This window comes from Pseudomonas sp. JUb42, assembly GCF_024807945.1.
Lineage (GTDB): Bacteria > Pseudomonadota > Gammaproteobacteria > Pseudomonadales > Pseudomonadaceae > Aquipseudomonas.
Genome location: NZ_JANUFD010000013.1, coordinates 79,055 through 103,596, shown reverse-complemented (window position 1 = coordinate 103,596; position 24,542 = coordinate 79,055). Strand labels below are relative to the sequence as shown.

At 60.4% G+C, this 24,542-nt stretch carries 25 protein-coding genes; 9 read left to right on the top strand and 16 right to left on the bottom strand.

The window, feature by feature from the left end; all coding sequences use genetic code 11:
* The first annotated feature begins 85 nt into the window (after positions 1–85).
* Both M2401_RS23960 and M2401_RS23955 read left to right on the top strand, forming a co-directional pair.
* Entirely contained in the window at positions 86–1,246 is a 1,161-nt protein-coding gene (locus tag M2401_RS23960; protein ID WP_259106523.1) for an MFS transporter, read from the top strand.
* 15 nt (positions 1,247–1,261) lie between these two features.
* Complete coding sequence (locus tag M2401_RS23955) at positions 1,262–2,158, top strand: LysR family transcriptional regulator (protein ID WP_259106521.1); 897 nt, start codon at positions 1,262–1,264, stop codon at positions 2,156–2,158.
* Between the two features lie 210 nt (positions 2,159–2,368).
* On the opposite strand, the gene M2401_RS23950 is transcribed toward M2401_RS23955, so the two are convergent.
* A complete protein-coding gene (locus tag M2401_RS23950) occupies positions 2,369–3,025 on the bottom strand; it encodes a peroxiredoxin-like family protein (protein WP_259106520.1) in 657 nt (218 codons plus the stop codon).
* Between the two features lie 180 nt (positions 3,026–3,205).
* On the opposite strand from M2401_RS23950, the gene M2401_RS23945 reads away from it, so the two are divergent.
* Positions 3,206–4,075, top strand: coding sequence for a LysR family transcriptional regulator (locus M2401_RS23945; protein WP_259106518.1), 870 nt, complete (start codon positions 3,206–3,208; stop codon positions 4,073–4,075).
* Positions 4,076–4,081: 6 nt separating this feature from the next.
* Here M2401_RS23945 and M2401_RS23940 read toward each other — a convergent pair whose 3' ends face one another.
* Positions 4,082–4,951, bottom strand: a complete 870-nt coding sequence (locus tag M2401_RS23940) for a hypothetical protein (RefSeq protein ID WP_259106517.1) — start codon at positions 4,949–4,951, stop codon at positions 4,082–4,084.
* A gap of 51 nt (positions 4,952–5,002) precedes the next feature.
* Positions 5,003–5,935 carry a LysR family transcriptional regulator gene (locus M2401_RS23935; protein WP_259106515.1) on the bottom strand — a complete coding sequence of 311 codons (933 nt, stop codon included), beginning with the start codon at positions 5,933–5,935 and terminating at the stop codon, positions 5,003–5,005.
* 117 nt (positions 5,936–6,052) lie between these two features.
* Here M2401_RS23935 and tam point away from each other — a divergent pair, with 117 nt between their 5' ends.
* Positions 6,053–6,817 carry a trans-aconitate 2-methyltransferase gene (tam, locus tag M2401_RS23930; protein WP_259106513.1) on the top strand — a complete coding sequence of 255 codons (765 nt, stop codon included), beginning with the start codon at positions 6,053–6,055 and terminating at the stop codon, positions 6,815–6,817.
* A gap of 142 nt (positions 6,818–6,959) precedes the next feature.
* On the opposite strand, the gene M2401_RS23925 is transcribed toward tam, so the two are convergent.
* From M2401_RS23925 to M2401_RS23910, 4 genes are all read right to left on the bottom strand, one after another.
* The gene (locus tag M2401_RS23925) at positions 6,960–7,433 is read right to left on the bottom strand and encodes a hypothetical protein (protein ID WP_259106512.1); all 474 of its coding nucleotides are present in this window, start codon (positions 7,431–7,433) and stop codon (positions 6,960–6,962) included.
* Positions 7,434–7,454: 21 nt separating this feature from the next.
* On the bottom strand, positions 7,455–7,931 hold the full coding sequence (locus M2401_RS23920) for a hypothetical protein (protein ID WP_259106510.1): 477 nt from the start codon (positions 7,929–7,931) through the stop codon (positions 7,455–7,457).
* A 101-nt stretch (positions 7,932–8,032) separates the two neighbouring features.
* Positions 8,033–8,398 (bottom strand): VOC family protein, encoded by a 366-nt coding sequence (locus M2401_RS23915; RefSeq protein ID WP_259106508.1) that lies wholly within the window; start codon positions 8,396–8,398, stop codon positions 8,033–8,035.
* 256 nt (positions 8,399–8,654) lie between these two features.
* Positions 8,655–9,347 carry a YafY family protein gene (locus M2401_RS23910; protein ID WP_259106506.1) on the bottom strand — a complete coding sequence of 231 codons (693 nt, stop codon included), beginning with the start codon at positions 9,345–9,347 and terminating at the stop codon, positions 8,655–8,657.
* Positions 9,348–9,489: 142 nt separating this feature from the next.
* Here M2401_RS23910 and M2401_RS23905 point away from each other — a divergent pair, with 142 nt between their 5' ends.
* From M2401_RS23905 to M2401_RS23895, 3 genes are all read left to right on the top strand, one after another.
* Positions 9,490–11,445 (top strand): DNA topoisomerase III, encoded by a 1,956-nt coding sequence (locus tag M2401_RS23905; protein ID WP_259106497.1) that lies wholly within the window; start codon positions 9,490–9,492, stop codon positions 11,443–11,445.
* Positions 11,446–11,461: 16 nt separating this feature from the next.
* Positions 11,462–11,707 carry a hypothetical protein gene (locus tag M2401_RS23900; protein WP_259106495.1) on the top strand — a complete coding sequence of 82 codons (246 nt, stop codon included), beginning with the start codon at positions 11,462–11,464 and terminating at the stop codon, positions 11,705–11,707.
* A 265-nt stretch (positions 11,708–11,972) separates the two neighbouring features.
* Complete coding sequence (locus M2401_RS23895) at positions 11,973–12,173, top strand: hypothetical protein (RefSeq protein WP_259106493.1); 201 nt, start codon at positions 11,973–11,975, stop codon at positions 12,171–12,173.
* Positions 12,174–12,346: 173 nt separating this feature from the next.
* Here M2401_RS23895 and M2401_RS23890 read toward each other — a convergent pair whose 3' ends face one another.
* Entirely contained in the window at positions 12,347–12,796 is a 450-nt protein-coding gene (locus tag M2401_RS23890) for an ester cyclase (RefSeq protein ID WP_259106491.1), read from the bottom strand.
* 97 nt (positions 12,797–12,893) lie between these two features.
* On the opposite strand from M2401_RS23890, the gene M2401_RS23885 reads away from it, so the two are divergent.
* The gene (locus tag M2401_RS23885; protein WP_259106489.1) at positions 12,894–13,808 is read left to right on the top strand and encodes a LysR family transcriptional regulator; all 915 of its coding nucleotides are present in this window, start codon (positions 12,894–12,896) and stop codon (positions 13,806–13,808) included.
* A gap of 175 nt (positions 13,809–13,983) precedes the next feature.
* On the opposite strand, the gene M2401_RS23880 is transcribed toward M2401_RS23885, so the two are convergent.
* From M2401_RS23880 to M2401_RS23845, 8 genes are all read right to left on the bottom strand, one after another.
* Positions 13,984–14,202, bottom strand: coding sequence for a hypothetical protein (locus M2401_RS23880; RefSeq protein WP_259106488.1), 219 nt, complete (start codon positions 14,200–14,202; stop codon positions 13,984–13,986).
* Between the two features lie 319 nt (positions 14,203–14,521).
* Positions 14,522–16,075 (bottom strand): galactarate dehydratase, encoded by a 1,554-nt coding sequence (gene garD / locus M2401_RS23875; RefSeq protein ID WP_259106486.1) that lies wholly within the window; start codon positions 16,073–16,075, stop codon positions 14,522–14,524.
* 10 nt (positions 16,076–16,085) lie between these two features.
* Positions 16,086–17,450 carry an MFS transporter gene (locus M2401_RS23870; protein ID WP_259106484.1) on the bottom strand — a complete coding sequence of 455 codons (1,365 nt, stop codon included), beginning with the start codon at positions 17,448–17,450 and terminating at the stop codon, positions 16,086–16,088.
* A 208-nt stretch (positions 17,451–17,658) separates the two neighbouring features.
* Positions 17,659–18,570, bottom strand: a complete 912-nt coding sequence (gene kdgD / locus M2401_RS23865; RefSeq protein ID WP_259106483.1) for a 5-dehydro-4-deoxyglucarate dehydratase — start codon at positions 18,568–18,570, stop codon at positions 17,659–17,661.
* Positions 18,571–18,912: 342 nt separating this feature from the next.
* Entirely contained in the window at positions 18,913–19,662 is a 750-nt protein-coding gene (locus M2401_RS23860; protein ID WP_259106481.1) for a FadR/GntR family transcriptional regulator, read from the bottom strand.
* Between the two features lie 113 nt (positions 19,663–19,775).
* Positions 19,776–21,512 carry an ABC transporter ATP-binding protein/permease gene (locus tag M2401_RS23855; RefSeq protein ID WP_259106479.1) on the bottom strand — a complete coding sequence of 579 codons (1,737 nt, stop codon included), beginning with the start codon at positions 21,510–21,512 and terminating at the stop codon, positions 19,776–19,778.
* Between the two features lie 82 nt (positions 21,513–21,594).
* Entirely contained in the window at positions 21,595–22,155 is a 561-nt protein-coding gene (locus M2401_RS23850; RefSeq protein WP_259106477.1) for a response regulator transcription factor, read from the bottom strand.
* Complete coding sequence (locus M2401_RS23845; RefSeq protein ID WP_259106475.1) at positions 22,152–23,411, bottom strand: ATP-binding protein; 1,260 nt, start codon at positions 23,409–23,411, stop codon at positions 22,152–22,154. The genes M2401_RS23850 and M2401_RS23845 overlap by 4 nt, the downstream gene beginning before the upstream one ends.
* A 205-nt stretch (positions 23,412–23,616) precedes the next feature.
* Between M2401_RS23845 and M2401_RS23840 the strand changes: the two genes are divergently transcribed.
* Positions 23,617–24,333: an SIMPL domain-containing protein gene (locus tag M2401_RS23840; RefSeq protein WP_259106473.1), complete on the top strand. Its 717-nt coding sequence runs from the start codon at positions 23,617–23,619 to the stop codon at positions 24,331–24,333.
* The last annotated feature ends 209 nt before the right edge of the window (positions 24,334–24,542 follow it).

Sequence of the window (24,542 nt, the reverse complement as noted above, 5' to 3'; positions counted from 1 at the left end):
ATGTGAGTTTGACATTGCGATGATATCGCAGAACAATCTGTTCCGATATTCGGATATATGTTCCGCTATACGGACAACCTATTAAATGCGCACACTCTCCACCGCAGGTTCCTTCTCACTGCTGGCCGTCGCCTGTCTGACCATCATGGTCGGCTGCGTCATTGTTCCCGGCCTGCCGAGCATTGCTGAACAGTTGGGGATCGGTGACATGGCCAGTTGGCTGATCACCCTGCCCTCCCTTGGCGTGGTCCTGTTCGGGCCACTGGCTGGCAGACTCATTCAACGCCAGGGCTTGTACCGCGCCTTATGCCTGGGGCTGTTCGCCTATGGCCTGTTGGGCGTGGCCGCTGCTGTGCTGCACGGTCCACTGGCGGTATTTGCCGACCGCCTGGCCCTGGGCGGCGCCACGGCGGTGGTGATGGCTGCCGGAACCGGGCTGATTTCACTGTTCTATCAGGGCGAAGCGCGTCTGCAGATGATCGCCCGGCAAGGTATGGCCATCGAACTGGGCGGAGTGATTTTTCTGTTCCTCGGCGGCGTACTGGCTAGTCTCGGCTGGCATTGGCCGTTTCTGCTGTACCTGATGGCCTGGGTGTTTCTGCTGATGATTTTGGCCTTCGTACCACGCCCCGATGAGTCCGGACCTACTGACGACAGCGCCCTGACAAAAGTCCCGATCACAGCCGCGCTAAAGCGGGTGCTGCTGGCCGCCAGCCTGTCGATGATCTGCTTTTTCACTGCGGTGATCATGCTGCCCTTGCGTCTGCATGAACTGGGCTTCAGCGAGGCACAGACCGGTTATTTGCTCGCCTATGTGTCCCTGGTGGCGGTCGCCGCGGCTGCCGTGATGCCCAGGGCTGCGCGGCGTCTGGGCGAGTACGGCACGCTGGCGTTCGCCTTCGTTTTCTATGCCCTGGCCCACCTGGCCTTCGCCTGCGCCGACAGCCTGACGCTGCTCCTCGAAGGCGGCCTGTGCATGGGCATCGGCTTTGGCCTGTCTATCCCGCTGGTCAACCACATGACCCTCGAACAGAGCCACGTAGCGCTGCGCGGGCGCAACCTGGCCTGGCTGTCCATGGCGATTTTCACCGGGCAGTTCCTGTCTTCCTTCATGGACTACCTGCCCGGCCAACGCGCAGTGGTGTTTGTCGCTGCGGCCGCCCTCGCGATGTTATCGGCCGTTTTGCTGACAGTGGTTCACAAGCGCGTGCGCGCCACCCATGATGGCCGACTCAGTAATGATTGATTCGGGGAGCAGTGGATGGACCGGTTATCGGCAATGGAAACCTTTGTCTGCGTGGTCGAGACGGGTTCGTTCTCGGCAGCGGCGCGGCGGCTCAAGGTCGGCCAGCCTGCGGTGTCCAAGGTGGTTGCGCAACTGGAAGAACGCTTGGGCGTGCGCCTGCTGCTGCGTTCGACCCGGGGCCTGAGCCCGACCGAAGCCGGGGCGGCGTTTTTCGAGCGGGCCAAGCGCGCCATCGAGGAAGCAGACGAAGCCGATCTGGCAGCACGGGGCGCAGGCTCAGGGTTGCGCGGAACGCTGCGCATCTGCGCCGCAGTGACCTTTTCGCGGCTGCATATTCTTCCGCATTTGAGTGGTTTTCTGGAACAGCATCCGGACCTCGATATCGATGTGATACTCGATGACCGCAACGTCAATCTGATCGAAGAAGGTATCGATGTCGCCTTGCGCATGGGTGAGCTGCCCGACTCGGGGCTGACGGCACGCAAGATCGGCGAATGCCCACGGATGGTGCTGGGCACGCCCACCTATTTTGAGCAGCACGGCGTGCCTTGTTCACCGGCCGAACTGGCGGGGCATCAGGCGGTGATTTATTCGCAGCATGGCGGTGGCGCACATTGGCAGTTCAAGAAAGGCAGCACCGAGCAATCGGTCACTGTCTCGGGGCGGGTGCGGGTCACGGCGGCGGAAGGCGTGCGAACCACCGTGTTGTCCCATCTGGGTATCACCTTGTCATCGCAATGGATGTTCGCCCCGGAACTGGCCAGTGGCGAAATTCGTCAGGTGCTGCAGGAATGGCAACTGCCCGTGCTGGACTTGTGGGCAGTTTTTCCGACCGGGCGCATGGCCAGCGCCAAGGCCCGGGCGTTTGTTGAATATGTGGAGCAGTTGTTGAGCGGTGAGCCGGCGGGGTAAATCTTGTGGGAGACCCACCCCGCCTACGACGCCGCGCTGTCACGCAGCAAACACTAACCGAGGCCGGGAGAAAAACTTGTGGGAGCGAATTCATTCGCGAAGAGGCCGGTACATCCAACGCATCTTCATCGCCTGGAACACCGCTTTCGCGAATGAATTCGCTCCCACAATTCGGTCCAGCAATTCGCTCCCTCAGATTGCTCTCACTGATCAGCCACGCAATGCAGGCAGCAACTCCGACGGATCAGGACGCAGGGTATAGTCCGGGTTCACTTCCGCATAGGTGATGATGCCGTCCGTACCGATGACGAAACGGGCGGGCATTGGCAGCGTCCAGCTCGGGTCATCATTGATTTTCGGCAGGTCGTTGCCGAAGTTTTTGTACAGTTCGATCAGGTAGTCCGGCAGGGTAAAGCGCAGGCCAAACGCGGCGGCCACGTCGTTCTTGCTGTCGCTGAGGATCGGGAAGCTCAACTCGTTCTGGCGTACCGACTTGCGGCTGTTGGCCTTGATCTGCGGCGAGATGGCGACGAGGCTGGCGCCCAGATCGCGAATGGCCGGTAGTGCCGCTTCAAGCGCCTGCAATTCCATGTTGCAGTACGGGCACCACACGCCACGGTAAAAACTCAGCACCAACGGCCCCTTGGCCAGCAGTTCGACGGACGAAACCGGATTGCCGTCAGGGTCTTGCAAAGTAAATTCCGGCGCCTTGTCGCCCGCCTTCAGCGCGCGCTCAGCCTGGCCGCTGGCTATCAGCGCATCGGTGGCCTTCTTCATGGTGGCATGTACTTGCGGCGGGGCGTTGTAAGGAGGTTTGCCGCTCTGGAAGTCGGCCTTGAATGCATCGAGTTTGGCTTGAAGGGTCATGATCGTTACCTGTCTGGCTGAGTGAGTAAGTGTCTAAATCGCCAGGCCATGGTCACAGTCGCGCCGTGCCCCCGGTAGAAGGGCCGGGGGCATAGCTTCTATTCTTTGCCGGAATGTCCTGCCCGCGCAGGGTCACACCTGGGCTAGAATCGGCCGACTCACATAGCGGTAGCAGCGCCCATGGAACTCGCCTGGCTGGAAGACTTCGTCGCACTCGCCGAACTGGAAAACTTTTCCCGGGCGGCGGATGCGCGACATGTCACGCAACCGGCGTTCAGCCGACGTATTCGTGCGCTGGAAAACTGGATGGGGGTCGATCTGTTCGAACGCACGACCCAGGGCGCGACCCTCACCGATGTCGGCCGACAGATGCTCGGCAACGCCCAGGACATGACTCGACGCCTGCATCAGATGCGCCTGGACGCCCGAGAGTTGGCGGGCAAGCAGTTACGCACGCTGTACTTCGCCGCGACCCATTCGCTGTCCTTCAACTTCTTTCCCGGCTGGATAAGAAGCACCGAACGCGAGGCGCCCATAGAGGCGGTGCGCCTGCACTCGGACAACATGCGCGTGTGCGAGCAGATGCTGCTCAATGGCGAGGTGCAGTTTCTGCTCTGCCATCATCATGCGGACGTACCGCCGCGTTTTCCCAGCGAGCAGTTCCTTGGCAAGACCATCGGCAGCGACCGCCTGATCCCCCTTTGCGCGCCTCAGGCGATCAGCGAAGTAACTGCCGACACCCGGCCTTATCTGGGCTACACCGCCGACTCCGGGTTGGGCCGCATCGTCAACTGGCGCCTGAATCGTTCCCAGCCCGAGCAACATCTGGAGAGTCGTTTCAACTCGCACCTCGCGGCGGTGCTGCTATCCATGGCTCTGGAAGGCAAAGGTATGGCATGGCTGCCCGCGACCCTGGCCGAGAGCGAGATGCAGCAACAGCGTCTGGTGCGGGCACTGGATGAGCACTGGGATATCCCCATGCAGATCCGCCTGTTTCGCGCCCGCACACCGCTGAGTGATTTTGCCGAGGCGTTTTGGGGGAAGTTGTAGGGATCTTTAATTTGGAACGAAATGTTGTAGTTGCGCCCGCGCCACCAACCCCTCGACCCAGTCGGCATCCTGCGCATTCACCACGCCATAGCGATCCGGGTAGAAAAACGTCCAGTGATGGGCGATCTCGTTGAGCCGTTGTTGTTCCGGCCGGGTCAGCCAGTACAGAGTTTGCACCAGCGGCAACGGCTCGCCCGAATGACGCTGGCCAAGGGCGATATTAGTGCCGGGGGCCAGGGCTATGGATAGCTCTTGGCTCGGCTTCAAGCGCTTGTCCGGATCAGGCAGACGCGGTTTGTCGTAGCTGAAATGGCCCGGGTAATTCTGCCGCAATACCAGCCAGTGCCCGGCGGCGGTGCGGGCCAGCAGCCATTCGGATACACCACTGTCCGGCACCACCTGCATGCGCCCGTCAATCCACAGGCTGATGGTGCTGATATCCGGGTCATAGTCGTTTGACCACAGGCTGATCCCCGAAAGCAGCCTGTGGTGTTCCAGTTCGACCACACCCTGCCCCGGCATCTCGCGCCAGTAGCGTTTGAGCCGGGAGTATTTGCCATGTAGTCCGTTGTACAGCGCCCAGCCGCCGACAAACAGCAGCGTGGCGACAATCAGCCAGCCGACTGATCCGGCCATTGCGTCATCTGGATTGAAGTCGTCGGCGACTCCCCGCCATACCGCCAGGCCGATGAAAAAAAACAGCGCTGGCACAAAGCTGCCGACGGCCAGTGGAAATAGCAGGATCTGTAGCCAGCCGGTCTGATGCACGGCGCCGCGCTCATGGGCCCAGGCCTGTTCCTCGGGGCTCATCGGCGCCTTCTCGCGAGGGCCGATCCTCGGGTCCGGGGTATTGAAGGCGTAAAAGTCGTCAGCCATAGCGACTCGATTCCTTGATGGGCCAGCGCGGCGAGGCACAGCATGAACGCTTCACTCTGTCGTGACCAGCAGGCTCTGGGCCTCGAGTTGCACCGCCTGCATCAGGCTCTGGCGAAAGCGCTGCAACACGGCGGACTGATCACCGATACGCGTCGCCAGATGTAAAGGCGCGGTCAGGCCGGGGCAATCGCTGAGGGCGCGATAGGCAATGCCGTCGCCGCGCAATCGCCGCATCGAGGCGGGCACGATGGACAGGCCAAGGCCCGCAGCAACCAGGCTCAAGGTCGATGTCAGGCGCGGCGCCTCCTGAACCACCAACGGGCTGAATCCGGCAGCACGGCAGGCGGCGAGGATCACATCGTAGAGGCCCTGCCCGGCCCGCCGCCGATACAGGACAAAAGCCTCGTCGGCCAATGCTGAAAGGGCCAACGGCGCATCACCGGACAACGACAATGGATGATGCAACGGCATCGCCAGCAACATCGGTTCAGTCAGGATCGGCTCACTCTGCAAGGTCGGCATGCCGCTCAGGCTCGAGCGCACGAAGGCGGCGTCGAGGCGCTCGTGCAACAGCGCGTCCATCAGTTCGCCGGTCCCCGCCTCTTCCAGCAGTACCGTTACCCCCGGCCACGCTTCGCGAAAACCCCGCAGCACGTCCGGCACCAACGGATGCAAGGACGCCGAACTGGTAAAGCCCACGGCCAGCCGCCCCTGCTCACCCCGGGCCGCGCGCTGCACCACGCGGGTCACTTCTTCGGCCCGGGCCAGCAGAACGCGAGCCTCCTCGAGCAGGGCCAACCCCGCCGGGGTCGGCCGCACGCCGCGAGGCAAGCGCTCCATCAGGGCCACGCCCAGCTCGGCTTCAAGGCTCTGCAACAGCCGGGTCAAGGGTGGCTGCTGCATGCCCAGGCGCTCGGCGGCGCGGGTGATATGGCCTTCTTCGGCGATGGCGATGAAGGCATGCAAACGACGTAGCTCGAGCAAACTCATACCTTTTAAGTATTGTTAAACGTCATTTCTAGCATTTGTAAACATGGCGGGCAAGGCATAGCCTTCGTTGTACCGGCGTGCAAACGCGGCATTAGAACATGAGGAAACCTGATGACCTGGTCAGCCAAGCTGTATTCGACGTTTGAGCAAGAACGTACCCGCCCGGTACGCGATCTGGTGGCCGCCATTGCCACCGCCGACGTGCAGACCGCCGTCGACCTGGGCTGCGGCCCCGGTAATTCCACCGAAGTACTGGCCCAGCGCTTTGCCGACGCCCGCATCAGCGGCATGGACAGCTCAGATGACATGCTGGCCAACGCCCGTGAACGTCTGCCCGCGTTGAATTTCGAGCTGGCCGACATTGCCAGCTGGGACCCGGCGCAGACATTCGACGTGATCCTGGCCAACGCTTCGCTGCAATGGGTGCCCGACCACGCCAGCCTCTATCCGCGCCTGCTGAGCAAGCTCAATCCCGGCGGCAGCCTGGCGGTGCAGACCCCGGACAATATGGAAGAACCTTCGCACCGCCTGGCCCGGGAAGTCGCAGCCAGCGGGCCTTGGGCGAGCAAGATCGGCACGGTCAAACACCCACCGCGGCACAACGCCAGTTATTACTACGAACTGCTGCACGAGCACTGCAGCTCGGTGGATGTCTGGCGCACGACCTACCACCATCCGTTGGCGGGCGGTCATCAGGCGGTCGTTGAATGGGTCAAGGCGACGGCGCTGCGGCCCTATCTGACGCCGCTGGATGAAGCGGAAAAAGAAGCGTATCTGGCGAAATATCTGGAGGCGATCAGCCAGGCTTATCCGCTGCTGCCAAACGGTACGGTGTTGTTTCCGTTTCCACGGTTGTTTGTGGTGGCCAAGCGTTAATCAATCCCAAGCCTGACACACAACCACTGTGGGACCGGCTTTAGCCGGGAAGGCGTAGGCATGATCGATACATCTCTGTCGTCGGTCAGAGCGTCTTCCCGGCTAAAGCCGGTCCCACATTGCACAGCCGATCATGCAGCTGTCAGGCATGCCCGAAACCAATCAACCCCGCCGCCTTGGTGACCTGCTCCGCAGGCAGTTTCATGTCACTCATGGTCTTGTTCATCTCGCGCGTCGCGCTCATCAGCGACTGGTTCAAGACCGTCAGCTCCATTTGCAGCTGACGCGTCTTGATCTCCCGTGCCTTGGGCGACAGGGAGGGATCCTTGGCCACGGCTTGCAGCTCGTCCATCTTTTTGGTGATCTGCTCCTGGATCCGGCGAATCATCTTCAACTGATCCTTGACCACTGTCGGCAGGTTGCTGGCGTCGATATCGGCGTCCTTGTTGACCGCCTTCGCCTGGCTCGACAGCGTCACCTGCACTCCCAGGCGGACCGGGGTTTGTGCCTCGGCGATGGCCGCCTTGTCGCTGGTGGGCGCGGCGGGCACAGGCAACTCCACAGACGGCGTCTGGGTCGTCGAGGGGTTATTGCGCAAGGTCAAACTGAATTGCATGGCAGCCTCCAATCGTCCGGGTCAGGACGGCTCCTTGTTCATCAGCTTGTTGGCTTCACCAATCTGATCCAGGGGCAAGGTCATTTCGCCCATGGTCTTGCCGATACTGTTGGTCGCCACGGTCATGGTGTTGCTCAGGTTGGTCATCTCCAACTGCAGCAGCCGGGCCTTGACCTCGCGCTCCTTGGGCGTCAGCAGGTGGTTTTTCATCACCGCCTTGAGTTCAGCCTTTTTCTCGGCAATCTGCAGCTGAATGCGGCGGATGGTCTTGAGCTGCTCCTTGACCGTGGTCGGCAGCTTGCTCGCATCGATATCGGCAAATTGCCGGTCGTAGCGAGCCTTGCTCAGGCCTTTGTCAGAGAGCAGCACCTCGACGCCCGGCTTGACCGGAGTCTCTTCGTGGGCAGGCGCGGCCTTGGCTGATAAAGCGGCCGACAAGGCGTCCACGATCAGGCTCTGGGGCGACGGGCTGTTACTTAATGTCAGGCTGAATTCCATACAGGCCTCCATGCGATTGCCTGCAATATCGGCCTCACACCCCTGACCTTGAGCGAGGAACCGGGGAAATGTGTCATCCCTGATACATTTCAGCCAGACGGTCAGGAAGCCGAAAACACCCGCAACCGATGACCGTCCGGATCGACCGCGACGAAGGTGTAGCCGAAGTCCAGGGTGCAGGGTGTCTGGATGATCGGAATATCGAAGGTCCGGCACATCTGATAGGCCGCATTGACCAGACCGATACCGGCCACGGCAAACGCCACTTCGCCGCCCACTCCCAGCGCTTCCACGCCAGGCTCCACGGCATGCCGCGCCCACAGGCCGAGCATCAAGCCAGTGTCGGTGGCGAACAGCGCAAAGGTTGCAGAAGACTCGATGGGTGTTCGCCCCAACAGGTGCCCGTAGAACTGGGCGCTGGCCAGGGGATCGTCGACGTACAGGATAAGAAAGTTGGGGTCGAGCATGGGGGTAGCTCCCTGATAGCTGATTCATGAAACTGGCGATGGACTGTATGTCCGTCCAGTTCGAAAAAGCCTAAGGGGCGCTGCTACACGTTTTTGTCAGCAGTGATTTTCAAACTCTCTTTCCTTTGGAGCCGACTGGTTGGTTGTGGGAGCCGCCTTGGTGGCGATCGAGTGCGAAGCGCTCGCAACAGCGTTGACTGATTCACCGTCATCGCCAGCAAGCCGAATCCCACACCCCTCATTTCAAATCAAAGAATTAAAGTGAATCAATCCCCTGAATCTCCTGCCACGCCTTTAACAGCGCCTGGCGCCGACGCGGGTAGCGCTCCGGGGATATGTTCAGCTCATGAATACGGTCGACGCGAAAATGGCGAAAGCCTTCGCGCAGCTCACACCATGCCACCAACAGTTGCACGCCATCGAAGTAAGCCAGGGCAAAGGGCCAGATGGTCCGGGCGGTCTGGGTCTCCTTGACGTCCTGATAGTAGATCTGGGCCTTGTGTTCGCAACGGATGGCCTGGCGAATGACCTGTGGGCTGATCATGGGCGTGATGACTGGCAGGCCATTGGGCGGCACCAACAACGCCGAGGCGTCCAGCTCATGACGCAGTTCCGGGGGCAGCACGGCAGCGATCTTGTCCAGGGCGCTGCGGGCGGCCTTGCCGAGTTCATCGTCGGCCCGTGACGCGACCCAGCGCGCACCCAGCACCAGGGCTTCGATTTCATCGTCGCCGAACATCAGCGGCGGCAGCATGAAACCCGGTCGCAACAGAAAACCCAGGCCTGCCTCGCCTTCGATATCCGCGCCCTGCTCCTTGAGCGTGCCGATATCCCGGTACAAGGTGCGCAGGCTGATATCCAGCTCCTGCGCCAATACCGCGCCCGCCACCGGGAAACGGTAGCGACGCAGGACCTGCAACAGAGTTAGGAGACGCTGGGCACGGGACATGGCATTGAGCCTTGATTATCAGGGGTGCGGCGATCATCGCTCATACAGCTACAGCTGTACATTTATACAGATAAAAACCTTGCCCTCTGTCACATCACTGTCCATGCTGTAGCACTGCCCTCATCGAAAAACGACGATCTGCATGCGCCTGTTTCTCTGCGAAAAGCCTTCCCAGGCCAAGGATATTGCCGCTGTGCTCGGTGCTACACGCCGGGGCGACGGTTGCTGGGTCGGCGCCAACGCGACGGTGACCTGGTGCATCGGCCATCTGCTGGAAACCGCCCCGCCGGATGCCTACGACGCGCGTTACAAACGCTGGGTACTGGCCGACCTGCCCATCGTCCCGGAGCGCTGGAAAATGCAGGTCAAGCCCAAGACCGCCAGCCAGTTCAAGGCAGTCAAGCGCCTGCTCGGGGAAGCGCAGGAACTGGTGATCGCCACCGACGCCGACCGCGAAGGCGAGATGATCGCCCGAGAACTGGTGGAGCACTGCCGCTATCGCGGGCCGATCCAGCGCCTGTGGCTGTCGGCCCTGGACGACGCCTCGATCCGCAAGGCGCTGGCGTCCCTCAAGCCCGGTATCGAAACCTTTAACCTGTATCACTCGGCATTGGGCCGCTCCCGCGCCGACTGGCTGATCGGCATGAACATGAGCCGTCTGTTCACCCTGCTCGGTCGTCAGTCGGGTTATCAGGGCGTACTGCCTGTGGGCCGTGTGCAAACGCCAACCCTGCGTCTGGTGGTGGACCGCGACCGCAGCATCGCCGACTTCGTCCCGGTGCCGTATTGGGCCATCGACGTCGAGTTGCAGTCCGAGCGGCAGACCTTTGTTGCCCAATGGCGAGCCAAATCGGACGTCTGTGATGATCAGGATCGCTGCCTCAATCAGCCCCTGGCGCAACAGGCCGCCGAGGCCATGCAACAGGCTGGCAGCGCGAAACTGGTCAAACTGCGCACCGAACGCATCCGCGAAGCCGCACCGCTGCCCTTCGACCTCGGCACCTTGCAAGAGGTGTGCTCGAAGAAGCTCGGCCTCGGCGCCCAGGAGACTCTGGACATTGCCCAGGCGCTCTACGAAACCCACAAGCTGATCACCTATCCGCGCAGTGATTGCGGCTTCCTGCCGCTTAGCCAGCACAGCGAGGCGCCGTCGATTCTTGCCGCGTTGGCGCGGGCCGATGCCAGCCTCCAGGTGCTGCAAGCGCACCTTGACCCCAAGCGCCGCTCCCGGGCCTGGAACGATGCCAAGGTCAGCGCCCACCACGGCATCATTCCCACTGCCGCAGTGCGCGACCTCGACCGCCTGGCAAGCAAACCACGGGCGGTCTACAGCCTGATTCGCGCGCGCTATCTGGCGCAGTTCCTGCCCAATCACGAATACGATCGCACCCAGGCCGACTTCGATTGCGCCGGGCAGGATCTGCGTGCAGTCGGCAAACAGATTATCGAACCCGGCTGGAAACGCGCCCTGCCCGAGGCGCTTGCCCCCGCTAAAGGTCGCGAGCCTGTAGCGCCGCAGAACCTGCCGCGGCTCAGCGAAGGCCACGACTATCCGGTGATGGACGTACGCCTCAAGGACCTGTGGACCCAGCCGCCCAAGCCCTTCACCGAGGGCGACCTGATCAAGGCGATGAAGAATGTCGCCAAACTGGTCGAGGACCCGCGCCTCAAACAGAAGCTCAAGGACACCACCGGCATCGGCACCGAGGCCACGCGGGCGGGAATTATTCAGGGCCTGCTCGATCGCGGTTACCTGAACAAGAACGGCAAGGCCCTCTACGCCACTCCGGCTGCCTTCAGCCTGATCGACGCCGTGCCCAGAGCCATTGCCGACCCCGGCACCACAGCCATCTGGGAGCAGGCGCTGGACATGGTGCAGAGCGGCGAGATGAGCCTGGAAGAATTCGTCGCCAAGCAGGCGGCGTGGATGAGTAAGCAGGTCAGCCGCTGTGTCGGCCTGCGCATGACCATCAGCGGCCCCGCCCCGGCCGGCAGCACCCCGTGGAAAAAATCACGCAAGACTGGCAAGCGCAAGGCCGCTGGGAGTACAACAGCCAAGCCTAAACGCGCCAGCAAAGCGCCTGCCGCGCGTTCATGAAGACAAGGAGTTATCCATGAAACACAGCTACCGCTTCCTCCTCGGCGCCGATGAAGAAATCGGCTATATCGAATCCGAAGGTGCCATGCCCCATTTGCAGAAAGGTGTGCGCATCGACCTCGAGTCGGACGAATACCACCGCACGCGCAAGACCCATTTCGAGATCCAGGATATTTCCGTGATCCTGCATCAGATCGGCGGCCAGGTCGTACGCAATGAAATCCGCCTGCATTGCACGGAGGTTGAGGGGATCGCCGAGTGAGCTGATCGAGACCGGCAAGAAAACGACGAACGGATACCGGCCATCTGCCTTGTAGCGCAAAACAGCAGCCTGCTTGACCTTGGTCAAGTCTGCGTCTGCGGCTGATGCTCAACTGGTCACATCAACCCGATAAGTTCGGGTGACGTTCATCGGGAATCGTGGATTTGCTGTAGCCCGTCGATTGCCTTTGGGCGCAGAGTTTCGCTCGTTGTTTTTTCATGCCGAATCTCGGTGAAACACAACTCACTTACGGAGATGCTCGCTCATGCTTATCCAGATAGAAGAAGGTACTCACGGTGCCAATTGGGTAGTGATGCTGGACAGTTACCCGGTGAAATGCAGCACCTGGCACGAAGCCCGGGACTTTGCCGACAAGATGAAGTCCCGGCTCGATGCGCCCCATGAGCTACCCGAAAACGCCAAGACCAGCGCCAGGGCTGAACGGCCAGCGTTGATGAATCAATAACTCGCCATTCTGTACCACTGTATGGAGACAGATGTGGGAGCGAATTCATTCGCGAAGAGGCCGGTGGATTCAACGCATTTTTGCAGCGTTTGAAATACCGATTTCGCGAATGAATTCGCTCCCACAAATCTCACAGGTACCAAAGGGTTCCTGCCACACCTGCCTCTGTGAGATCAAATACCGGGAAAACGCCCAATCTGCATGAACGCGCCGAACCAGTCCTCCAGATGCCAGGTACGGGTAACACGTTCGCCATCCAGTTCATGAAATTCGTGAATACTGAAACTGATCTGCTTGCCGCTAGGCGCTATGCCCATCAGCACGCCCTGATGCGTGCCGCGAATCTCTGCGCGCACGGCGATTCGGCCGGGTAGTTGAAGCAGGTCATGGACGATGATCTGCACATCGGGCATCGCCAGAACGAACTCGCGAATGATCGGTTTGATCCCCTCAGGTCCCGGCCCCTGCCCTGGCGCCAGAGGAATATCATCCCAGTCGGCGGTGACCGCCAGATCAACCAGATCAGGATTCTGCTCATTGAACGCACGGTAGAGGGTTTCAACCGCCGTGCGCTCGCGTGCCAGACGCTGGGTCTCAAGGGTGTTCGAAGACATATCGCTCATGCGGGCCTCTGCTGTGCCGGGAAGTAGTGACGCAGAGCTTGCAGAAAACACCTAATATCCGTCCAACAAATGGTGGGTATATAGCGATATACGAATTATGGATTTCAAAGGCCTGGACCTTAATCTGCTTGCTGCATTCGACGCCCTGATGCTCGAACGCAATGTCACCCGCGCCGCCGCGCGGGTGGGTGTCAGCCAGCCGGCCATGAGTGCGGCCCTGGGCCGCTTGCGCACGCTGTTTGCCGATCCATTGTTCCTGCGTAGTGCCGACGGTCTGCTGCCCACTGCCAGGGCACGGGAGATGGCCGAACCGGTCGCCAGCGCCCTGCATACCATCGAAACGGCACTGCTGACCCGGCCGAATTTCGATCCGGCCCAGGCCACTACCACCTTCAATCTGGGCATGACCGATTACCCGGCTTATGTGCTGTTACCGCACCTGGTTCAGGCGTTGGGCACCCTGGCGTCGGGCATCACCCTTAACGTGCACGGTTTCAATGGTCGCGACAGCGCGGTGGAGCTGCTTGATGCTGGCACCATCGATATGGCCATCGGCATTCTGCCCAGCCAGACCGAAAGCCGGATCCTGAGCAGCCCCCTGCTGCGTGACGAGTTCGTGACCCTGCTGCGCCACGATCACCCGTCAGCCGGGCAAGAGATGGATCTGGAGCGCTTCCTGGGCCTGTCCCATGTCCTGGTCTCGCCGGAGGGTGATCGTTATGGCGTGGTCGATCAGGTCTTGGCACAAGCTGGCCGACAGCGCCGCATCGCCCTGACCCTGGCGCATATGTTCGCTGCACCGACGCTGGTGGCCCACAGCGATCATGTGGCCACGCTGATGAAACGCGTGGTGCTCAAGTCTGCCGAGAGGCCTCTACTGAAACTGTTCGCGCCCCCTCTGGTGCTACCGGCCATCGAATTCCATCTGCTCTGGCACCGCCGCAACGCCGGGCATCACGTCCAGCAATGGTTGCGTGAGCGAGTGATGGAAGTTGCACAAAGCGTTAAATGAGAAGCTTTCACAAGATTTTCACCTGACTGCACTTATGGTGAACTCACTCCTTGAAATACATCCCACTTGGCCCGCTCACACTGCGGGCCTCTTTTTGCCCGCTGCAAAGTGCGCCAGACGCAAGAACCCGCCGAAGCGGGTTCTGTTGAGTTCAAGGGGAGTAAGGTTTGGCGGGTTATTCGCCGTTGCCGGACAGGCCGGTCACCGCAGTCTGTTCAGCTGCATTTTTGCTGGCAAAACTGCTGATTACAGCAGGGCTGCGGGTCAGATCCGCCAGGCGATCACTGCCGGTGCCGCTGACCATCGAACTGTTCCAACTGGACGCCACCGTCGCCAGCCAGGCAAAGAAAAATACCGTTACAGCCTGCATCGCCCACTTTGCAATCACCGACATGATGGTTCTCCCCGTTCGGTTTCTATGCGCGGATCTAAACACCTGACTGTTGCAATAGGATGGCAATCGCGACCCGCAGCGATGTGTGCCATGGGTTGAAGTCTAGGTGGGAAAGAAAACGGCGTGGGGAAGAATTTTGAAACAGCTGTCGCAAAGGCGGGACTTTAGTGAGGGACACGAAATGTGGGAGCGGATTCATCCGCGAAAGCGGTGTTACAGACGATAAAGATGTATCGAATGCAGTGTCGTCTTCGCGAATGAATTCGCTCCCACAATGATCTCCCACAGAATCATGAATATCCTGCAAGAGACGGGTATATCAAGTAATCGGCGCCGGATTGAACAAAGTGATGTCGTTGTGCAGGCGATAGTGCTCGGTCCAGGTTTTCTTCTTGCCGCTGGCCACGTCCAGGTAGAAGTGGAACAGCTCCCAGCCCAGGTCCTCGATGCTGGCACGACCGGTAGCGATGCGCCCGGCGTCGATATCGATCAGATCCGGCCAGCGGTGAGCCAGCTCGGTACGGGTCGAGACCTTGACCACTGGCGCCATGGCCAGGCCATACGGCGTGCCACGTCCGGTGGTAAACACATGCAGGTTCATGCCGGCCGCAAGTTGCAGCGTGCCGCAGACGAAGTCGCTGGCCGGCGTCGCGCAGAAGATCAAACCTTTGCGGTTCACCCGCTCACCAGGGCCCAGCACGCCGTTGATGGCGCTGCTGCCGGACTTGACGATGGAGCCCAGGGACTTCTCGACAATGTTCGACAGACCGCCCTTCTTGTTGCCCGGCGTGGTGTTGGCGCTGCGGTCGGCCTCGCCCTTGGCCAGGTAACGGTCGTACCAGTCCATTTCCCGCACCAGTTCTTCGGCGACGGTCTTGGTTTCGGCACGGGACGTCAGCAGGTAGATGGCGTCCCGCACTTCCGTCACTTCCGAGAACATCACGGTGGCGCCGGCACGCAGCAACAGGTCCGAGGCGTAGCCCAGGGCCGGGTTGGCGGTGATGCCGGAGAAGGCATCGCTGCCGCCGCATTGCATGCCGAGGATCAGCTCGGAGGCCGGAACGGTCTCGCGACGACGCAGGTCGAGTTTCTTCAGGCGGGTCTCGGCCAGCTCCATGATCTGTTCGATCATTTCGTGGAAGCCGTGGCTGGAGTCTTGCAGGCGGTACAACCATGGATCGCTGAGATCCACCGAGGCATCGCCTTCGTGCATCACCTGCCCGGCCTGCAATTTCTCGCAGCCCAGGCTGATTACCAGCGCTTCGCCACCCAGGTTCGGGTTGCGCGCCAGGTTGCGCACGGTGCGGATGGGGATATACGCGTCGGTGGCGGTAATGGCCACGCCGCAGCCGTAGCTGTGGGTCAGGGCCACGACGTCATCGACGTTGGGGTATTTGGGCAACAGCTCCTCACGGATGCGCTTGACCGCGAAGTCGAGCACACCGGTGACGCATTGCACGGTGGTGGTGATACCGAGGATGTTGCGCGTGCCGACGGTGCCGTCGGCATTGCGATAACCCTCGAAGGTGAAGCCTTCCAGCGGCTCGCCCTTGCCCGGCACATCAGTGGACAGCGGCAGGCTGTCCAACGATGGTGCGGTAGGCATGCGCAACAGATCTTCCTTGACCCAACTGCCGCGTGGGATCGGCCGCAGTGCATAACCAATGGTCTGCCCGTAACGAATCACCGGGCCACCTTCAGGGATGTCCACCAGGTTGACCTTGTGGCTTTGCGGCACGTTATCGATGGTCACGACACCATTATCGAACTCAGTACCGGCCGGTACACCCTGGTCGTTGACCACCACAACCACGTTATCCAGCTCGTTGAGCAGGATGTAACGCGGCGAATCGGCATGTTGAATCAAGTCCATCACGGTTTCCTCAGGATTTTGCTTGAGAAAGGTCGCTGTTCAGCGAAGGCCCCTTGCTTGGCGGCTCTTTCAATTCGACACGTTTGATCTCACCCACAATGAACACATAGCTGATCACCGCGACCAGCGCGTTGGCGCCGACGAACACCAGCGCCCATTTGAACGAGCCGGTGTTGCTGATGATGTAGCCGATGACGATTGGCGTGGTGATCGACGCGATATTACCGAACATGTTGAACAGGCCACCGCTCAAACCGGCGATCTGTTTCGGCGAAGCGTCGGACATCACCGCCCAGCCCAGTGCACCTACACCCTTGCCGAAGAACGCCAGGGCCATGAAGCCGACCACAACCCACTCAACATCAACATAGTTACAGGTGACGATGGAGGTCGACAGCAGCAGACCGCCGATGATCGGCGCCTTGCGCGAGAAGGTCAGCGAATGACCGCGACGCAGCAGGTAGTCGGAAATGACTCCGCCCAATACACCACCGATAAAGCCACAGATGGCCGGCAGCGAGGCAATGAAACCAGCCTTGAGGATGGTCATGCCGCGTTCCTGTACCAGGTACACCGGGAACCAGGTCAGGAAGAAGTAGGTAATGCCGTTGATGCAGTACTGGCTCAGGTAGATCCCGAGCATCATGCGGTTGGTCAGCAACTGACGGACGTAGTCCCATTTCGGGCCACCGGCAGCGCTTTTGCCTTTGTCCTGGTCCATGTCGACCATACCGCCGTTGCTGGCGATGTGCTCAAGCTCTGCGGCGTTGATCTTCGGATGGTTACGCGGGCTATGGATGACTTTCAGCCAGATCAGCGAGAAGACGATACCGACGCCACCCATGACCACGAACACATGCTGCCAGCCGAAGGTGTAAACGATCCAGCCCATGATCGGCGCGAACAGCACCGTGGCGAAGTATTGCGCGGAGTTGAAGATAGCCGAGGCAGTGCCACGTTCGGCCGTAGGGAACCAGGCCGCAACGATACGAGCGTTGCCAGGGAAGGAAGGTGCTTCAGCCAGACCGACCAAAAAGCGCAGCATGAACAGCGCGACGATGGCGGTAGAGAGACCGAATTCACCGACATAGCCTTGCAGCACGGTGAACAGCGACCAGGTGAAGATGCTCAGGGCGTAGACTTTTTTCGAGCCGAAGCGGTCGAGCAACCAGCCGCCGGGGATCTGGCCGGCCACGTAGGCCCAACCGAATGCAGAGAAGATATAACCGAGTGTTACAGCGTCGATGCCCAGGCTTTTTTGCAGGCTGGAACCGGCGATTGCGATGGTGGCACGGTCTGCGTAGTTGATCGTGGTCACCAGGAACAGCATGAGCAGGATCAAATAGCGGACGTGGGTCGGCTTGGAATTTTGCATATACGGTGACTCCCACTAATTATTTTTTTGCGCGGGTAGAACATATAGGTCTTGCTAACGCTGCTGGCCCCTTAGAGGTTGTCTGATGACAACGCCCTACCTTCAGCGCGGACAGCTTTTGGCGATAAGGTCTGCACCTTATCGCCGGGTGATACGTGGATGGCAAAAGACCGCTGATCACTCAGCGGTCCAGCATCCTGCAATCGCCTTACTGGGCGCCTTGCTTGTCCATCAGAGCGGCGAGCATTTCGTACTCTTCAGCAGTCAGGTCGGTCAGCGGAGTACGCACCGGGCCTGCGTCGTAACCGGCGATTTTCGCGCCTGCCTTGACAATGCTGACTGCGTAGCCGGACTTACGGTTACGGATGTCCAGGTACGGCAGGAAGAAGTCGTCGATCATTTTGCCCACGGCAACGTGATCGTCCTTGGCGATGGCGTGGTAGAAATCCATGGCCAGCTTGGGTACGAAGTTGAAGACGGCAGACGAGTAGACCGGAACGCCCAGGGCCTTGTAGGCAGCGGCGTAGACTTCAGCGGTCGGCAGACCACCCAGGTACGAGAAGCGGTCACCCAGGCGACGGCGGATCGAAACCATCAGCTCGATATCACCCAGGCCGTCTTTGTAGCCGATGAGGTTCGGGCAGCGATCAGCCAGTTTTTCCAGCAGCGGAGCGGTCAAGCGGCAGACGTTACGGTTGTAGACGATGACGCCGATATTCACCGATTTGCAGACGGCTTCGACGTGGGCGGCTACGCCGTCCTGGCTGGCTTCAGTCAGGTAGTGCGGCAGCAGCAGCAGGCCCTTGGCGCCCAGACGCTCGGCTTCTTGAGCGTATTCGATGGCCTGGCGGGTTGCGCCGCCGACACCGGCAAGGATCGGTACGCTGGTGGCGCAAGTGTCGACCGCTGTCTTGATCACTTCGGAGTATTCGCTGGCGGCCAGGGAGAAGAACTCACCGGTGCCGCCTGCGGCGAACAGAGCGCTGGCGCCGTACGGGGCCAACCACTCGAGACGCTTGATGTAGCCAGCGCGATTGAAGTCGCCCTGGGCATTGAAATCGGTAACTGGAAAAGACAGCAAACCAGCAGAGAGGATGGACTTCAGTTCTTGTGGATTCATTATTCGAACACCCTGGAGGAAGCAAAAAAAGTGAATGGATCATCGGCCTGCGCTGATGTCGTAAGTCATCGTACAACTAGAAATAAAAACCCTCAACAGGGATTTGCAGGTTTTTTCAAAAGAAGGCGGACGCGGGCCAGTAAGCCCTTGATAGATGAGGGGTTTAGACAGAAAAAAAGGAGATAGGCGGCGTAAATCAGTATTCAGTGGGAGCGGATTCATCCGCGAAGACGTCAGCACATCCGACATCAATGTTGCCTGACAAACCCTTTCGCGAATGAATTCGCTCCCACTGAATTCACCTGTACAAAAATGGAGGTATCAACGGCGACTCATACGACGTCAGGCCTGCTGCGACTCCGCCTCTTCATGGGCATGGCGCAGGCGTTCGCGGCTGTTGGTCAGGTGCAGGCGCATGGCCGCGCGGGCGGCGTCGGAGTCCTGACGCGCAATGGCGTCGTAGATCTCTTCGTGCTCACGGCTCAGGCGAGTCATGTAGCGCTGATGATCATCATGGGCCAGGCGCGCCGAGTTCACGCGGGTACGTGGAATGATGCTGGTGCCCAGGTGAGTCATGATGTCAGTGAAATAGCGATTGCCCGTGGAAAGGGCGATCTGCAGGTGGAACTGGAAGTCAGACGACACCGCATCACTGGCGTGGGACGCGCTTTCGTTAAGCGCATCAAGCGCCTTGCGCATGGCCAGCAGTTGCTCGTCGGTACGGCGTTGTGCCGCAAGGCCGGCCGACTCCACTTCCAGGCTGATGCGCAATTCGAGAATCGCCAGCACATCACGCAGGGTGACGATGGTTGCCGGGTCGATGCGGAAGCCGCTCGGGCTCGGCGTATCGAGCACAAAAGTACCGATACCGTGGCGGGTCTCCACTAAACCTGAGGCCTGCAAGCGGGAAATCGCTTCGCGCACCACCGTACGGCTCACGCCCTGCTCTTCCATGATTGCCGACTCGGTGGGCAATTTGTCGCCGCGCTTGAGCTGCCCGCTGCGGATACGCTCGGACAGTTCTGTCACCAGTTCCTGCGCGAGGCTGCGGTGCTTTCTACGGGCGCGAGGAAGAGCGCTTTGATTTTCCATATCCAACGTCAATCTCGTGGCAGTGAAAAAGATGAATGATAGCTCAGCGGATATCTGATCACATGTACTAAAACGACCTGTGGCCCCTACGATTCCTCACAGGGGCCGCAGAATCACACCAGTGCCTGCACGACGGACTGCTCGTGCAACTGGCCATCTTCAATGCGCAGATGACGCGAATGGAAGCGTTTGAGGCTGCTGCGATGACCGATGCTGAGCAGCGTCACGCCCGGCAGCTCGTCGATCAGGGCCTGATACAGCACCGCTTCGTCCTCTTCGTCCATGGCCGAGGTCGCCTCATCCAGATACAGCCAGCTCGGTGCATACAGCAGCGCCCGGGCAAAAGCCACGCGCTGTTGCTCGCCCGGTGACAGCAGGCGCTGCCAGTGATTGCCTTCGTCCAGGCGCGGAATCAGATGATCCAGACGGCAGGTTTCCAGCAGTTGTGCGAAGCGTTCGGCCGGGTAAACCTCGGGCGCCTGCGGGTAACTCAGTACTTCACGCAGGGTGCCGATGGGCAGATAAGGCCGCTGCGGCAGGAACAGGTAGCGCTCGGCAGGAAGGTGGATATGGCCCTTGCCGTCGTTCCACAAGCCACCCAAGGCCCGCAGCAGCGTACTTTTGCCGCTGCCCGAGCGACCACTGAGCATGACTCGCTCACCTGCGGCGATACTCATGCTGGAGTGGTCGAGCAACTGACGGCCGCCAGCCAATGCCAGGTCCAGATCGTCAACGCGCAGGGCATTGCCATGGTGAGCGATCTTGATTGCCGAGCTGCGCTGCTCGTTCTCGTCCATGCCCTGGCGGAAGCTCAGCAGACGATCACAGGTCGCCCGCCACGATGCCAACGTGGTGTAAGCGTCGATGAACCAACTGAAGTTCTCCTGCACGTTGCCGAACGCGGAGTTGATCTGCATGAGACCGCCCAATTCGATCTTGCCGGCGAAGTAGCGCGGCGCGGCGACGACGAAGGCAAAGACAATGGCGATCTGCGAGTAACCGGCGGTGAAGAAAGTCAGGCGCTTCTGCACTTTCATGATGGTCCAGAAGTTATTCCAGACCATGCCGAAGCGCGCAGTTAGACGCTGATTTTCGTTGGGTTCGCCATCGGACAGGGCAATGCTCTCGGCGTTTTCGCGCACCCGTACCAGACCGAAACGCAGGTCGGCTTCGTAACGTTCCTGTTGGTTGCTGAGCAGGATCAGGCGCCGGCCGATCAGGTGGGTCAGCCAGCTGCCGACCGCGGCGTAGAGCAACGCGGCCCAGAACATGTAACCGGGAATGGTAATGCCGAGCAATTCGATGCTGCCGGACACGCCCCACAGGATGATGGAGAACGATACCAGGCTGACCACGGTACGAATCAGACCCAAGGCCAGACTCAGGGTACTGGTGGTGAACTGATCGAGGTCCTGGGACAGACGTTGGTCGGGGTTGTCGGTCGAGCCGTTCTTTTCCAACTGGTAGTAGTTCTTGTGGCTCAGCCACTTGGCGAAATGCTGCTCGGTCAGCCAGCGGCGCCAGCGGATGGTGAGCATTTGCGTCAGGTACAGGCGATACACCGCGCCGAGAATGGCGATGGCCGCAATGCCGCAAAAGTACAGAATCAAGTGAGTGAACGCCGCCAGGTCTTTCTTTTCCAGGGCGTTGTAGAAGTCGCGATACCAACTGTTGACCAGTACCGAAATCGCCACGCTGAACAGCGACAGCGCGATCACGGCAATCAACAAGACCCAGGCGACGGTCTTTTCTTCGCTGCGCCAGTACGGCGTGACCAGCTTCCAGACCCGGGGAAAAAAGTTACCTCGCACGGTGTCATTGACCGCGGAGTGTTCGGCATTCGGATTCATGGGCAAGGCTCGGCAAAAATTGAACATCGGCGCCCTTCGCTAAAAAGCCGGGCGCCCTACAGGCTCATCCATGAAAGAGCGGTTATCGACGTACCGGACGCTTCTGCAACTTGCGCTGCAACGTGCGCCGGTGCATGCCCAGCGCACGGGCGGTGGCGGAGATATTGCCTTCGTGCTCGGTCAACACGCGCTGAATGTGTTCCCACTGCAGGCGGTCCACCGACATCGGGTTTTCCGGCACCAGGGTGTCGAGGTCAGCATGCTCGGAGAGCAGCGCCGCCAGCACGTCGTCGGCGTCGGCCGGCTTGCACAGGTAGTTGGCCGCGCCGCGCTTGATCGCTTCCACGGCCGTGGCAATGCTCGAATAACCGGTCAGGATTACGACGCGCATTTCCGGGTCCAGTTCCAACAGCTTGGGCAGCAGCACCAGGCCAGAGTCCCCTTCCATCTTCAGATCGAGGGCTGCGTATTCAGGCAGATCCTGCTGGGCCAGGGCCAGTCCCTCTTCGGCGGAGCCAGCGGTGCTGACCCGGAAACCGCGACGGCTCATGGCTAGGGCCATCACGCGGGTGAACGTGGCGTCGTCATCTACCAGCAATAAATGCGGGAGTTCCTCGCCTTCAACCTGGATCTCGTCACTCATACTTCGTCTCCTCGGGTGCCATGGGGCAGACGCAGCTCTGTGAGCGTGCCGCCTTCTTCATGGCTGTAGAGTTTTACCGAGCCACCGGCGCGGGTCACGCTGGCCTTGCTCAAAAACAGGCCCAGGCCGAAGCCTTTGCCCTTGGTGGTATAAAACGGCTTGCCAATCTGTTCGGCAATCGCTGGCGGCACGCCGGGCCCATGATCACGGATACTGACGCAGATTTCCTCGCTGTCCCAGTTCAGCATGACTTCCAGGCCTTCGGCGCAGGCATCGGCGGCGTTGTTCAGCAGATTGAGCAAAGCCTGGGTCAGGTCCGGCGGCGGCGCCAGTTGCGGCGCGGCGCCCTCGCCCAGCAACTGGAAGCGATAAGTGGCTTCGGGGCGCATCAGGTGCCAGCGATTGAGGGATTCGTCCAGCCATTCGGTGACCGGCTGCAACCGCACATCCAGGCGACGGTTTGCCTCGGCGGCGCGGACCAGATGCTGCAAGGTGGTCTTGCACTGCTTGACCTGCTCCTGCAGCACTTCGAGGTCGTCCTGCAAGGCCGGGTCCTTATGGTCCTGGCGCATTTCCTTGAGCAATACGCTCATGGTTGCCAGTGGCGTGCCCAGCTCATGGGCGGCACCGGCGGCCTGGGTCGCGACGGCCAACAGTTGCTCATCACGCAGACTCTCTTCGCGACGCTCGGCGCGCAGCTGCTCCTGGCGCCGCAGCTCTTCGGCCATTTTCGCGGCGAAAAAGGTAATCACCGCCGCTGCCAATGCAAAACTCAGCCACATGCCATAGATCTGCATCTTTTCCCGGGCAATCGGGTAGGTCACCAACGGGTAGAACTGCGCCAGCAGCAAGGTATACAGGGCCAGGGCAATCCCGGACAGGATCAGCGAGTAACGCCACGGCAGCGTCACGGCGGCGATGGTCAGGGGCACCAGATAGTAGGACACGAAGGGGTTGGTCGAGCCGCCGGAAAAGTACAGCAGCGCACTGTGGATATACAGGTCGCAGGCCAGCTGTACCGCGTATTCCAGCTCGGTGACAGGCCAGGATGCGCCCAGGCGAACGGCCGTCAGGGCGCACAGGACCATGGAGCAGCCGAGGGTGATTGCCAGTTGCAGCCAGGGCAATGGCAGCAGGTCGAACAACCAGGCAAAACCCACCGACCCGGCTTGGGCACCCAATACCAGGGTACGTATGAATGTCAGACGCCAGAGATTCTGGCGAGTGGCTGAAAGCAATTGAACGGGGGCGAGCATGAGCTCTCCTGATGAGTGCTCCAGGCGAATCGCGCGAGTATACCCAATGCGTCATCAAATACAGTGAAACTGCGTCAAAGCACCGCAGCTGGGTATTAAATCAAGTGCCTGAATTGCCTGGCTGGAACAAGAATCGGGTTCTACAGTCTGATGCTCTTGTGCCTGTACAGACTTCGTCCGGGCAGTCCATCAACAAGGAGTTTTCATGTTCAGCCTACGCCCCGCAGCCGCCCTCTTCGCCCTGTCTACCCTGACCCTGGCCAGCTTTTCGGCCCTGGCGGACGAGCCACGCTACAACCTGGTTTCAGTGCGCGCCGAGGCCAGCCAGGAAGTGCCCCGCGACCTGATGCAGGTCACCCTGTACAGCGAGGCCCAGAACAAGGACCCGGCCAAACTGGCCGCGCAGATCACCGAAACCCTGAACAAGGCCGTGACCCAGGCCCGCGAGGTCAAGGACATCACCACGCGCCAGGGCAGCCGCAACAGCACGCCGATCTACGATGACAAGAGCCAGAAGATCATCGGCTGGAGCGAACATGCCGAGCTGCGCCTGGAAAGCGCCGACTTTGCCGCGCTGTCCAAGCTCACCGGCGAATTGCTCACTGACCTGAAAATCGCCGGCATGGACTTCTCGATTTCCAAACCTGCGCGCATGGCCAGCGAAGACACGCTGCTCAAGGAGGCCGTGCTCAACTTCAAGAAGCGCGCGCAACTGGTCACCGACGCCATGGGCGGCAACGGTTACAAAGTGGTCAACCTGAATCTCAACACCTCGGGTTATCCACAGCCCTATATGCGCGCGCCAGTCATGATGATGAAAGCGGCGCCACGCGATTCCGCACCGGCACCGGAGGTCGAAGCGGGCACCAGCCAGGTCAATGTCATCGCTGAAGGCATGATCGAAGTGCAGATGCCGCAATAACCTGAACAACACGGCGGCAGCCAGACTGCCGTCGTTTTCCGCTGGAACATCTCCGTAGTCCTACATCGCGCCCCTCTCCTGGCTGATTTGCACGGTCTGTAACAACCGTACACTCGGGCCCCGCAACACCCCAAAACACTTTTTGCGCAACCGCCGCCCGCCATCTGGCAGGCAAGGCACCCCCGCGCCCGTTCTAAAGAGGAATCACG

Excerpts from the sequence above, each read along its gene's own strand:
- M2401_RS23955 (WP_259106521.1), top strand. The coding sequence starts at position 1,262 with ATGGACCGGTTATCGGCAATGGAAACCTTTGTCTGCGTGGTCGAGACG.
- M2401_RS23845 (WP_259106475.1), bottom strand. The coding sequence starts at position 23,411 with ATGCTCGCCCCCGTTCAATTGCTTTCAGCCACTCGCCAGAATCTCTGG.
- M2401_RS23860 (WP_259106481.1), bottom strand. The coding sequence starts at position 19,662 with ATGGAAAATCAAAGCGCTCTTCCTCGCGCCCGTAGAAAGCACCGCAGC.
- M2401_RS23900 (WP_259106495.1), top strand. The coding sequence starts at position 11,462 with ATGAAACACAGCTACCGCTTCCTCCTCGGCGCCGATGAAGAAATCGGC.
- M2401_RS23840 (WP_259106473.1), top strand. The coding sequence starts at position 23,617 with ATGTTCAGCCTACGCCCCGCAGCCGCCCTCTTCGCCCTGTCTACCCTG.
- M2401_RS23915 (WP_259106508.1), bottom strand. The coding sequence starts at position 8,398 with ATGCTCGACCCCAACTTTCTTATCCTGTACGTCGACGATCCCCTGGCC.
- M2401_RS23945 (WP_259106518.1), top strand. The coding sequence starts at position 3,206 with ATGGAACTCGCCTGGCTGGAAGACTTCGTCGCACTCGCCGAACTGGAA.
- M2401_RS23890 (WP_259106491.1), bottom strand. The coding sequence starts at position 12,796 with ATGAGCGATATGTCTTCGAACACCCTTGAGACCCAGCGTCTGGCACGC.
- M2401_RS23880 (WP_259106488.1), bottom strand. The coding sequence starts at position 14,202 with ATGTCGGTGATTGCAAAGTGGGCGATGCAGGCTGTAACGGTATTTTTC.
- M2401_RS23895 (WP_259106493.1), top strand. The coding sequence starts at position 11,973 with ATGCTTATCCAGATAGAAGAAGGTACTCACGGTGCCAATTGGGTAGTG.
- M2401_RS23940 (WP_259106517.1), bottom strand. The coding sequence starts at position 4,951 with ATGGCTGACGACTTTTACGCCTTCAATACCCCGGACCCGAGGATCGGC.
- tam (WP_259106513.1), top strand. The coding sequence starts at position 6,053 with ATGACCTGGTCAGCCAAGCTGTATTCGACGTTTGAGCAAGAACGTACC.
- M2401_RS23885 (WP_259106489.1), top strand. The coding sequence starts at position 12,894 with ATGGATTTCAAAGGCCTGGACCTTAATCTGCTTGCTGCATTCGACGCC.
- M2401_RS23850 (WP_259106477.1), bottom strand. The coding sequence starts at position 22,155 with ATGAGTGACGAGATCCAGGTTGAAGGCGAGGAACTCCCGCATTTATTG.
- M2401_RS23920 (WP_259106510.1), bottom strand. The coding sequence starts at position 7,931 with ATGGAATTCAGCCTGACATTAAGTAACAGCCCGTCGCCCCAGAGCCTG.
- M2401_RS23905 (WP_259106497.1), top strand. The coding sequence starts at position 9,490 with ATGCGCCTGTTTCTCTGCGAAAAGCCTTCCCAGGCCAAGGATATTGCC.
- garD (WP_259106486.1), bottom strand. The coding sequence starts at position 16,075 with ATGGACTTGATTCAACATGCCGATTCGCCGCGTTACATCCTGCTCAAC.
- M2401_RS23855 (WP_259106479.1), bottom strand. The coding sequence starts at position 21,512 with ATGAATCCGAATGCCGAACACTCCGCGGTCAATGACACCGTGCGAGGT.
- M2401_RS23925 (WP_259106512.1), bottom strand. The coding sequence starts at position 7,433 with ATGCAATTCAGTTTGACCTTGCGCAATAACCCCTCGACGACCCAGACG.
- M2401_RS23910 (WP_259106506.1), bottom strand. The coding sequence starts at position 9,347 with ATGTCCCGTGCCCAGCGTCTCCTAACTCTGTTGCAGGTCCTGCGTCGC.
- M2401_RS23950 (WP_259106520.1), bottom strand. The coding sequence starts at position 3,025 with ATGACCCTTCAAGCCAAACTCGATGCATTCAAGGCCGACTTCCAGAGC.
- kdgD (WP_259106483.1), bottom strand. The coding sequence starts at position 18,570 with ATGAATCCACAAGAACTGAAGTCCATCCTCTCTGCTGGTTTGCTGTCT.
- M2401_RS23960 (WP_259106523.1), top strand. The coding sequence starts at position 86 with ATGCGCACACTCTCCACCGCAGGTTCCTTCTCACTGCTGGCCGTCGCC.
- M2401_RS23870 (WP_259106484.1), bottom strand. The coding sequence starts at position 17,450 with ATGCAAAATTCCAAGCCGACCCACGTCCGCTATTTGATCCTGCTCATG.